The organism is uncultured Gimesia sp. (assembly GCF_963976445.1).
In the GTDB taxonomy this organism is placed as follows: domain Bacteria; phylum Planctomycetota; class Planctomycetia; order Planctomycetales; family Planctomycetaceae; genus Gimesia.
In genome coordinates, this window is the sequence record NZ_CAXBKP010000011.1 from 40,396 (window position 1) to 51,593 (window position 11,198).

General features: G+C 50.6%; 7 protein-coding genes and 1 tRNA gene. 4 read left to right on the forward strand and 4 right to left on the reverse strand.

What is annotated here, in order from left to right; translation table 11 throughout:
- Positions 1–101: 101 nt before the first annotated feature.
- From AAC022_RS13880 to AAC022_RS13890, 3 genes are all read right to left on the reverse strand, one after another.
- On the reverse strand, positions 102–2,345 hold the full coding sequence (locus tag AAC022_RS13880; protein WP_339731814.1) for a HEAT repeat domain-containing protein: 2,244 nt from the start codon (positions 2,343–2,345) through the stop codon (positions 102–104).
- 421 nt (positions 2,346–2,766) lie between these two features.
- Positions 2,767–4,038, reverse strand: a complete 1,272-nt coding sequence (gene lysA, locus AAC022_RS13885) for a diaminopimelate decarboxylase (protein WP_339731816.1) — start codon at positions 4,036–4,038, stop codon at positions 2,767–2,769.
- A gap of 106 nt (positions 4,039–4,144) precedes the next feature.
- A complete protein-coding gene (locus AAC022_RS13890; RefSeq protein WP_339731818.1) occupies positions 4,145–5,158 on the reverse strand; it encodes an aspartate-semialdehyde dehydrogenase in 1,014 nt (337 codons plus the stop codon).
- Positions 5,159–5,645: 487 nt separating this feature from the next.
- Between AAC022_RS13890 and purD the strand changes: the two genes are divergently transcribed.
- From purD to AAC022_RS13910, 4 genes are all read left to right on the forward strand, one after another.
- On the forward strand, positions 5,646–6,917 hold the full coding sequence (gene purD, locus AAC022_RS13895; protein WP_339731820.1) for a phosphoribosylamine--glycine ligase: 1,272 nt from the start codon (positions 5,646–5,648) through the stop codon (positions 6,915–6,917).
- Between the two features lie 48 nt (positions 6,918–6,965).
- Positions 6,966–7,727, forward strand: coding sequence for a 2-phosphosulfolactate phosphatase (locus AAC022_RS13900; RefSeq protein ID WP_339731822.1), 762 nt, complete (start codon positions 6,966–6,968; stop codon positions 7,725–7,727).
- Between the two features lie 90 nt (positions 7,728–7,817).
- A complete protein-coding gene (locus AAC022_RS13905) occupies positions 7,818–9,485 on the forward strand; it encodes a glycine--tRNA ligase (protein WP_339731823.1) in 1,668 nt (555 codons plus the stop codon).
- A 55-nt stretch (positions 9,486–9,540) separates the two neighbouring features.
- Complete coding sequence (locus tag AAC022_RS13910) at positions 9,541–11,079, forward strand: FAD-dependent oxidoreductase (RefSeq protein ID WP_339731824.1); 1,539 nt, start codon at positions 9,541–9,543, stop codon at positions 11,077–11,079.
- 39 nt (positions 11,080–11,118) lie between these two features.
- Here AAC022_RS13910 and AAC022_RS13915 read toward each other — a convergent pair.
- Positions 11,119–11,189 (reverse strand) — tRNA-Gly (locus AAC022_RS13915).
- Between the last annotated feature and the right edge of the window lie 9 nt (positions 11,190–11,198).

Below are 11,198 nucleotides of genomic sequence, written 5' to 3' on the forward strand. Positions count from 1 at the left end.
TGATTCCAGATTGAGATTGCGTTTTATGACTCCGAAGATTGGTTATTCCTTCTTCGGAGTTTTTTTATTGATGCCGTCACTTTGGTTGAATGAATCATCAATCAGGGAAGAGGCGTAGCAGGCTGGAATTTCTGGAGCCGTTCACCAACGACTTTGTTATCAGGCATTAAGGTTCCCATGACAGATGCCAGAGCAGTGTTTAGCTTGGGATCTTTGGCGTCCTGATATGCCTGTCGGATTTCAGCGACCTGCATGGAATCGACTAATAGTCCGAATTTCTGGATATGAAATGCCAGCTGTAGCGCGGCGATTTCTTTGACGTCCGTTTCCATGGTTTTGTTTTTGACGACTTTGACCAGATCCGATTGTGCTGAGCGGGTTGGGATTCCTCCCAGAATGATCAGCGCGTCGGATGCCAATGCCCGTTCGGGTATCAGTTGTAGTAATGGTTTTTCTGTCGGGGTCAGGTCGTAAATGTTGGTGCGTTGACTGGAAGCGATATGCGCCAACCAGTACAAAGCTGCGGTGCGATATTCAGAACGCAGTTCCCCTGAGAGCTCGGGAGTTTTTAAACTGCTGAGAAATGGCTTGATCTGAGTGCCGATGTCATCGGAGTCACTCGATTCAATAATGTAGCTGACCAATGGGTAGTGCCGGGTTGAGTATTCGATTTTATTCTTCAGTCGAAGTGGCCCGTAAATAACGATTGGAATATTTGCCGTCCGGGAATCAGCTCGCAGGTTGGCGATGGTTTGGGAAAGTCCCCAGCGTGAAATGTTGTATTCCAGTGCGATGAATTCGACATCCATCCGTTCGGTAGCCGATTTGAAGCCTGCTTTGCCTGTCTGGTAGGGTTGCGTTTCATATCCCAGTTCATGAAAGACCCCCGCCATCGATTGTCCACGAGGGACATTGGAATCGACCACAATTGCCGATTGCGAGCCTTCGCCGTGAAGGGCCCGGGTCAGAATGGCAATGACGCGTGTGGCACCGGGGAATGGTTTTGCAGGATCCAGTTGCATGATCGCGGTTGCTGCGGCGAACTGAACCCGGCGATCCGGGTAATTCAAAGCAGCGATCATGGAAGAATGCTTATCGAGTCGTTCGAAGAGTAAAGTGCGCGAGCCAATTTGTCCGAGGGCTTTGAGTGCAGCCAGAGCGCTGGGAGTGTGTCCCTGTTTCATGGCCAATGCCAGTACCCGGCTGACGGCGGATGGTCCTGAAAGTAAAGCCAGGTTAAATGTCGTGCCTGGACCTTCCGGCAGAGGATGGTTCCAGCCGACATGATAGGATTCGAGTGCCAGTGCCATTGCTAAATAGAGTGTCTGGACATCTTGTTTGTCCGGCGACATTTCAAATGCTTCTTTCGACAGTCGCAGACCTTTGATCAGATTGATTTCCTGAGCGGGTAATTCTTTTTCCACAACGGTCTGTTGAGCTGCATCCCAGGCCCAGATTTTTTGTTTGTCAGATTCAGCATCGTATGTTTTGTAAAAGCGGAGTGCTGCGTTCTTCAAGACCATTTGTGCTTCGTGTCGATTGAGCTCGAACAGGTTTCGCGGATCCTTCTTCAGAATTTTCGCCAGAGCCTGCCGGGCAGCTAACTGCACGCTTTGCGGCTGGCTTTGAGAAAAGGCCGGGTTCCAGAGGTACAGCGTTGCAGCGGGATCACCAATGTCTCCCAGAACTTCTGCGGCTACCCTACGGATATTTTCGCTGGGAGCACGGAGCGCGGCGATTAAGGGCTGGACGACTGGATCGCCTAGCTGAGAGAGTGCGAAAGCCAACTCGTCGTTCGCGCTGGGGTCTTCGCTTTTGCTCAATCGTTTCAGGATCGAGGGAGCGACGATCGCTCCTGCTGATTTCAATTCGATGATGGCAATTGTGCGTTTTGTCGCATTGCCTGAGAGATCATTGATTAAGCCATCAATGCGGACAGGATCCGTGGCGTAAGTACGAAACGCAGCTTCCATTTTTTTCAGTAGCGTGACAGAGTCGGGTTGGAGTGTCTTGTTATTTGCCAATGCGAGAAACGCGGCTGGACCGTATTTGTCCCGCAGTTTTAACACGAGTTCATCATCGATGTCGGCTTTGATGAGTTGCTCAAGATAAGGCTTGGCAGATACTGCCTGGCCGAGGTCGGTGAGCTGGAGAATGGCCTGCATCAGTTGTTCCGGGGTTTCCGGCTTCGAGAGTAGCAGGTCATCGGCGGACAGGTTGCCTAAAGAAGTCGATTCTTGAGTCTTCGGCGGCGTATTTTCTTGTGCCCAGGCGCAAATTGGCATGCTCATGGCAATGTAAAATACCAGAGCAAAACCTGCCCGGATCCGGTAGTTTAAAGACATTCAGTCGACTCCGTGTCGTCTTGGTTGTCGGCTAATTCATTTAGGACTATCTGGTAACATACCCGACTCAGCTCAGGTCTGCCTGGCAGATAGAAGATCTCTCAATGAAGTTGATAGAAACAGTTATAATATACTATTCTTATCACCTTGCCCAAAACAACATAATTCAATTGTTCGTTTCAAGTCTTTTCAGAAATAAGATCTAATCTGTCCGAATGGACATATTCTCCACGGTAGTTTCTGTATCAATTAACATCGTTTCTAACGGCGATAACGGTTCAATCGAAGGAAGCGGATGTCTGTATCTTTCCTGCTCTCAACACATTACGGCTCGCAAGAACCCGATAACTGTTATAACCCGAACGTGGTCGACTGGCCTTCTGAACATGGTTTTAGACAGATCTTTGCCTGAGACGCTGAGTTAGGATTGTTCTAAGGCAATTAGCTCTTCGTAGGTTTCCCGGCGGCGAATGACTTGATAATCGCTGCCATCGACGAGAATTTCGGCACTGCGAGGGCGGGCATTGTAATTACTGCTCATCACAGAGCCGTAAGCGCCGGCGCTAAACATGCAGAGATAGTCGCCTCGTTCCATCGGGGGCAAATAGCGGTCTTTCGCGAAATAGTCACAGGATTCACAGACCGGACCAACTACATCGGCGGGCTCGCAGCCTTCGATTTCTGTTTCACAATCGAAGGGCATGGGCACAGCTGGCTTGACGGGCCAGACGCGATGGTAAGAATCGTACATGGCAGGGCGAACCAGATCTGTCATGCCACCATCCTGAATGTAGAACAGCTTCCCCCCTTCCCGTTTGGAAAAGACGATCTGGCTGATGAGGACACCTGAATTTCCTGCGATGAAACGGCCGGGCTCTAGCGCCAGGCGACAGCCGATTTCTTTGATCGTGGGGACGATCACATCAGCATAAGTCTGTGCGGAAGGGCCTTCGTCTGTTTTATAGCTGATTCCGAAGCCTCCGCCGAGATTGAGCCAGTTGGTGTTGTGCCCTTTTTCTCTCAGTTGCGTGATGACTTCAGCCCCCTTCTTGACCGCTTTGGCATAAGGGTCAGTGGACAGAATCGGAGAACCCAGGTGCATATGAATTCCGGTAAGTTCCAGCCGATCGTCTTTCAGGACTTTGTCGGCCAGTTCGGTGGCGCGCTCGATGTCCATGCCGAACTTGTTTCCCTTTTTTCCGGTCGTCGTTTTGTGATGTGTTTTGGCGTCGATATCAGGATTCAGACGCAGAGCGACACGGCCCACACAGCCGACTTCTTCGGCGATGGTAGCAATCGCGTCGAGTTCGGCTTCGCTTTCCACGTCGAACATTAAAATGTCTGCTTTTAAGGCCTGGCGGATTTCGTCATCGGTCTTTCCGACACCGGCGAAGACGACACGTGATGTATCGGCGCCTGCCTGCTGAACGCGATAGAGTTCTCCCCCGGAGACAACATCAAAACTGCTGCCAGCATCGTTCATAGTCTTGAGAATGCTCAGATTTCCGTTGGCTTTGACGGAATAACAGATCACCGGATCGACTTCGGCAAACGCATCCTGAATTTCTTTCAGGCGGCTTAGAAAGGCTGATTTTGAGTAAATCCAAAGCGGAGTGCCAAATTCTTCTGCCAACTGGGAGACAGGAACATCTTCGCAGAACAGTTCGCCATTTTGGTAATGAAACGTATTCATTGGGGAGCCTTTACGGTATTAACTTGCAATAATTTGCGCTGATCAAAGGGGAGAAGCCGAACAACGAACGCTCCTGATCGGTTTGAAGCAGGAGCGTCCCGATGCTTTAAGTGCAGGCTTTATGTTTCGCCAGCAGTTCTGCGATTTGGACCGCATTTGTGGCGGCGCCTTTGCGGAGGTTATCGCTGACGCACCAGAAGCTGAGTCCATTCGGATGGGAAATATCACGGCGGATACGACCAATGTAGACTTCGTCGCTGCCATCTGAACTTGAGGGAAGCGGATAAGACAGGTTTTTCAGGTCATCGACGACCGTGATTCCCGGGAAGTTTTCAAATAACTCACGGGCTTCTTCGGGCGAGATGGGGCGTTCTGTCTCGACGGTAATCGTTTCACTGTGACAGTTCGCGACTGGAATTCGCACGCAGGTTGGATTGATCTGAATGGTTTCGTCTCCCAGAATTTTCCGGGTTTCGTAGACCATTTTCATTTCTTCGCTGGTGTAGCCGTCTTCTTTTTCGCTGCCGATTTGTGGGATGGCGTTGAAAGCGATTGGGTGTGGAAAGACCTGGTAATCATGCTCTTTTCCGTCCAGGTAGGCCCGGGAACCTTCTAATAGATCGCTGGTGCCAGCGACCCCTGCTCCGCTGGTGGCCTGATAAGTGCTGACTATCACACGTTTCACAGGAGACGCATCGTGCAGAGGCTTGAGGGCCATGACCATCTGAGTGGTTGAACAGTTCGGGCTGGCAATGATGCCTTTTGCTTCGAGAGCCGCTTCCGGATTGATTTCGGGAATGACGAGTGCCACTTCCGGGTTCATTCGCCAGTAGCCGGATTCATCGATGACGATTGCCCCTGCTGCGACGGCTGAAGGCAGGAATTCTTCGGCGACATCGTCGGGAGTGGAGGCGATGACGAGCTCGACCCCTGCGAAAGAGTCTTTGGTCAATTCTTCAAGGGTGTACGTTTTTCCCTGAAACTCCAGTGTTTTACCAGCGGATCGGGCTGAGGCCAGAAAACGAAATTGTTTTGCCTGGAAGTTTCGCTCTTCCAGTAGTTTCCGCATGATGTGCCCGACGGCACCCGTGGCACCAAGAATGGCGACAGTATCAAACACTTTAAAATCTCCAGAGAACTAAAAGGATAAAAGTCTTTTAACAGATTAACTTTAAGTCAATTACGACAGGAAATCTTACGATAACTTTCATTTAAGAACCAGACGTTATAACATGATCGCGTCTGGTACGACAGCCATTCGACGTATGGGGTTCAAGGCGCGTGGTTCTGAAAACCATTGTCGAAAGTGTCTCAGCTGATCGAATCTCTGATTATATGGTTTGAAGTTGAATTCGTCCAATCTGTCGGTAAAAGCGCGGAGGACAGGTTGCTTACTGAAGAACCTTTAGCCTGGAATCGGGCCGAGGGATCTCCGATTAAAGTCAAATCATCCAGCTTTTTAGTATCAAAATGCAAAATTCGGGAAGCGATGCTACTAGGGGCAAAACAGTGCTGATATACTCCACAGCAGATAGAATGGATCATTCTTATAAAGTGGAATCCCCTGATTTTTATAGAAGTTGAAAAGCGAACAGGTAAAAGAAACGATGAAAGTTTTAGTGATTGGTCAGGGGGGGCGCGAGCATGCTCTGGTCTGGAAACTGGCCCAGTCGGATAGTGTCAGCAAGGTTTTTTGTGCACCCGGCAATGCAGGTACTCAGTCAGAAGCCACCAATGTTGACATCAGTGTCTCCGATATTCCGAAGATGGTGGCATTTGCGAAAGAAGAGTCGATTCGGCTGGCTGTGATTGGTCCCGAAGTTCCTCTCGTAGCAGGCATGGCCGATACAATGCGTGCAGCAGGGATTGCCGTGTTTGGCCCTTCCAAAGTGGCAGCAGAACTGGAAGGCAGTAAATCGTTTGCGAAAAAGATGATGTGGAAAGCCAATGTGCCGACCGCCAAGTCAGAAACGTTTTCCAACTTTGAAGCAGCAGAAGCCTATCTGGAAGAGCGTGAAGAACAGCCTCTGGTGATCAAAGCCGACGGTTTGGCGGCGGGAAAAGGGGTTTTGATCTGCGATACGAAACAGGAAGCCCTTGATGGCATCATGTCTTTGATGAAAATCAGAGAGTTCGGTGATGCCGGTAGAACAGTGATTATTGAAGAGAAACTGATTGGTCAGGAAGTCAGTATTCTGGCGATCGTCAGTGGCTCCACAATTCTTCCCCTGGAAACCTCTCAGGATCATAAAGCAGCTTTTGATGGAGACAAGGGACCCAATACCGGTGGTATGGGGGCTTACAGCCCTGCTCCGCTGGTCACTGAACCACTGATGGATGAGATCATTGAAAAGATCCTGGTTCCGATGGTCAACGTGATGAAGATCGAAGACCGTCCGTTTAACGGAGTGCTGTATGCCGGTTTGATGATTACCAATCAGGGACCGAAAGTACTGGAATTCAATGTTCGATTCGGTGATCCCGAAGCGCAGCCTGTTTTAATGCGACTCAAGACGGACTTAGGACAGTTGCTATTGGCAGCCGCTGAAGAACGCCTGGATGGAATTGAACCTTTGGAGTGGGATGAACGCCCTGCCGTCTGTGTGGTGATGGCATCGGAAGGTTATCCGGGTGACTATGAAAAAGGCAGAGTGATTCGTGGTTTCGATGAAGCCGCGGAATTGGCTGATACCAAAGTGTTTCACGCGGGAACCACCACGCGGGACGGTCAGGTCGTTACCGATGGCGGTCGGGTGCTGGGAGTGACTGCGATTGGTGATACGATTAGCGATGCAAAACTCAAAGCCTATCAGGCGGTAAAATGCATTCGTTGGGATGGTGCCTGGTGTCGAAAAGATATTTCGGACAAAGCTCGTTGAGTCCTGTTTTTACTTCATATTTGAATCAACGCCATCGTAAATAGAGCCATGCCTACAGAGATTCGAACCTGCTTACTGCCGTTATTGTCAGAACCTGAAGACTATTCAGGCAGCGTCGCTGTCATTCTGGATATCTTACGTGCTTCTTCCACAATCAGCTATGCCTTACATTCAGGGGCGACCGCTGTGATTCCCTGTGAGGAAATTGAGGAAGCACAGCAGGTGGCTGAGAAACTCAAACAAGTGCATGGGGACCAGGTGCTGCTGGGCGGAGAGCGGATGGGGTACAAGATCGAGGGATTTGATCTGGATAACTCCCCCGCCTGTTACCCGTCAGAAACGGTATCAGGTAAGCAGATTGTCTTTACCACCAGTAATGGAACGCGGGCTCTGAAGCATGCCTTGCAGGCGCGGCGGATTTTAATCGGTTCGTTTATGTGTCTGGACGCGGTTGTGAACGAACTCAAAAAATCGGATGGCGTGATCTATCTGGTGTGTGCGGGAACAGATGGAAGTGTGACGGGAGAAGATTGTTTGTGTGCCGGTGCGATTGCAGCGGAATTGCAGGATCAGATCGATCAGGAGATGGTGCTGGACGATTCGACCCGGATTGTCGTCGACCATTATCGATCTCAGATTCAGAACGAAGAGGGAGTATTGCTGGCGATTCGGGCCAGTCTAGGCGGGCGGAATCTGATTCGACGTGGCTTTGAAGACGATATTCGATTATGTTCCGAGCGTGGCCTGATATCCATGGTTCCTGAATATGATCACCAATCGGGGACAATCACGTTTGCGTCAGGTGTTTGAAACGGATTCTGTTCCATCCCTCCTCCAAAAAATAAAATCAAATTCTGTTTTTAGAGTGTCTTTGAAAGACAAGATTGAAAGACCAGTTCAATGAAAAAAGAGATGGAGAAAATTGTTGCGTTGTGTAAACGGCGTGGGTTCGTTTTTCAGTCTTCAGAAATCTATGGAGGGCTTCAAGGGTTCTGGGATTATGGTCCATTAGGGGTCGAGCTGAAACGCAATGTCCGGGAAGCCTGGTGGTCTGATATGATCACGACGCACAATGAACAGGTGACGCTGGAAGGCGCTCCGAAGCCCTTTTCCATGACAGGTGTTGAAACGACGATCATCATGCATCCCAGAGTCTGGAAAAGTTCCGGGCACTTTGATCTGTTCCATGATTTTATGGTCGATTCCAAAGAATCAAAAGCCCGCTTTCGCGTGGACCATGTTTCTGTCGCAGTCGCGTACGCTTCGGACAGCACTCCGGTTGCCTGTGAGACGTACATGGCGGATATCGGAGAAGAAGGCCTTTCCAAAACCAAACGCAAACGTCTGGAAAAGGCGGTGGCAGAATACGAGAAAACGCAAGAACTTACTCCCAGCGAAACGCCCGAAATTCGTATCAGTAATCTAATGGATTACGGCAAAATGCTCGTGGCGGCTGAGATTCCTGCAATTGGAAAGCTCGAACCCCGTTGTCCTGAAACAGGAGGAGAGCTGACAGAGCCGCGAGAATTCAACCTGATGTTCAAGACGATCATCGGTGCTTTGTCGGGCGAAGAAGGGACGGCGTTTCTGCGTCCGGAAACCGCGCAAGGGATGTTTGTGAACTTCAAGAACGTCGTTGACAGCGGGCGTGTGAAATTTCCGTTTGGGATTGCCCAGATCGGAAAAAGTTTCCGTAATGAAATTACGCCACGCAATTACATTTTCCGTTCGCGAGAATTCGAGCAAATGGAGATGGAATTTTTCTGTCATCCCGATGAATCGTTTGAATGGTACCAGTATTGGCGTGATCGTCGGTATGCCTGGTATATCAAGCATGGAATTGATCCAGGAAATCTGATTCTGCGCGATCATACACCGGAAGAACTGGCTCACTATTCTGTGGGAACAGCCGACGTAGAGTATGCGTTTCCCTTTATGGAAGAAAATGAGTACGGGGAGCTTGAAGGGATTTCGCATCGCGGCGATTTCGATTTGCGTTCGCATATGGAAGGCAAGCTGATTCGCGAAGGCGATCAGCTTGTGGTTGAAAAGGACGAACACGGGCAGCCGAAGTACAAAGGGAGCGGGAAAGATCTGACTTACTTTGATGATCAGACACGCGAACGATTTGTGCCGCACGTGATTGAGCCGGCTGCAGGAGCCGACCGGGCGACATTGGCGTTTCTCTGTGAAGCGTATTATGAAGACGAGCAGCCTGATGAAAAAGGGAACATGAAGACGCGGACCGTGATGCGTTTTCATCCCAAGCTGGCGCCTGTGAAAGCAGCCGTCTTCCCGTTGATCAAAAAAGCAGGGATGCCGGAAGTGGCTTCCTCGATTTACGGAAAACTACGTGCAGCAGGTATTCAGGCCGTGTATGATCAACAAGGGGCCATCGGTCGCCGTTATCGTCGTCAGGACGAGATTGGGACTCCTTTCTGCTTGACAGTGGATGGGGAGACCGAACAGGATAACTGTGTCACGTTGCGTGATCGAGATACGCTGGAACAAATACGAATTCCTGTCGACGATGTCGTTGCCGAGATTCAAAAACGTATTCATGGATAAGTAAATTGATTCGCCCGTTGATCTGGCTGATCAATCGAATGAAGGGGAGCCGCTCATGGCCAAAGATAAAATGGACCGTCGCGTTTTCGGGAAATATCTGGCAGGCAGTACGGCTGCGTTTGTGGCCGGTGCGAATGCCGCGTCTGGGAAAGAGCCCGTCGTCGATGGCATCACGCGGCCTTCCAATACCATGATTCTGGATGGGGGCGGTCAGTCGGTCTGGAACTCGACAGCGCAACACGTGCGAACCAGCGGCTGGGTTTCGCCGGATGGCAAAATATTTCATGAAGCGGCGCGGAATATTCCGATTGTTGAAGAAGATGAAGTCATCGTCTGTGGTGGTGGCCCTGCGGGATTCGCGGCAGCATTGGCTTCCGCTCGAAGTGGTGCTAAGACCAGACTGCTGGAAGTGAATGGTTGCGTGGGAGGCGTCTGGACGGCAGGTGCGTTGACACTCATCATTGACGCACAGAATAAACCGGGCATCATGCGTGAAGTTCTGCAAAAGCTGGATGAGCGCGGTGCCAGCAATACGCTGTCGAATGGTTCTGTCGCGTATGATACAGAGAAAACCAAGCTGCTGCTGGAAGATCTGCTGTTGGAAGCGGGAGTCAAAATTCAGCTACATACGCGGGTTGTCGGCGCGGTGACGGATATTAACAACCGCTTGTCGGTGATCGTGACTGAATCGAAATCGGGACGACAGGCCTGGCGTGCGAAATCTTTTATTGACTGTTCCGGAGATGGAGATCTGGCGGCACAGGCAGGCTGTGGTTATGAATTCGGTCAGCCGGGGACTGGGTTGACTCAGCCGATGAGTCTGATGGTCTTGCTCACAGGTGTTACGACTGATGGGATTGCTCCGTTCATCCGCGGTGATGCAGAGCCTCGTAAACTAGGGAACCCGAAAAAGAATCTATTAGCCGAATTTCAACGTGCGGGCGTAGATCCTTCTTACGGCGGCCCTACTCTCTTCCGCGTTCGCGACGGGCTGTATGCCATGATGGCCAATCATGAGTATGGTACACTCGCGATTGATGCAGCACATGTGACCGATGCAACGTTGCAGGCACGACGTGAAGTTCACAAACTGGTTAACAGTTTGAAAACACTAGGCGATCCGTGGACGAATCTGGAAATCGTCGCGACCGCAGAGCAGATCGGGACACGGGAAGGACGCCGGATTTTGGGGCGTTATCATGTGACTGGTGAAGATTTAAAGAATGGTACCCGTTTTGAGGACGCGATTTGCCATGTCCGGTTTGGGATCGACGTGCATTCGACCAATCCTGGTAAGACGAAGGCGATTGAGAAGAAGCCGTTCAAATCGAAGCCTTATGACATTCCTCTGCGGGCCTTAATTGCCCGGGATGTGACGGGACTGATGATGGCCGGTCGTTGTATCAGTGGTGATTTCATCGCGCATAGCAGTTATCGGGTGACCGGAAATGCGGTGGCGATGGGAGAGGCGGCTGGCGTGGCGTCAGCGGTTGCTGCATCTACCGGAAAATTGCCTCACGAGGTCCCCTTCTCTGAGGTCTCTAAACAGCTGGAGCAGATTCGATCTGCGAAGACACAGCAGGTAAAGAGTTAGCGAGACTGAGCCAGACAACTGCCTACTGCATTCTAAAAGAGCGGCTGAAGGGAATCGAACCCTCGTCTCCAGCTTGGGAAGCTGGGGTAATACCATTATACGACAGCCGCTGAATGCTG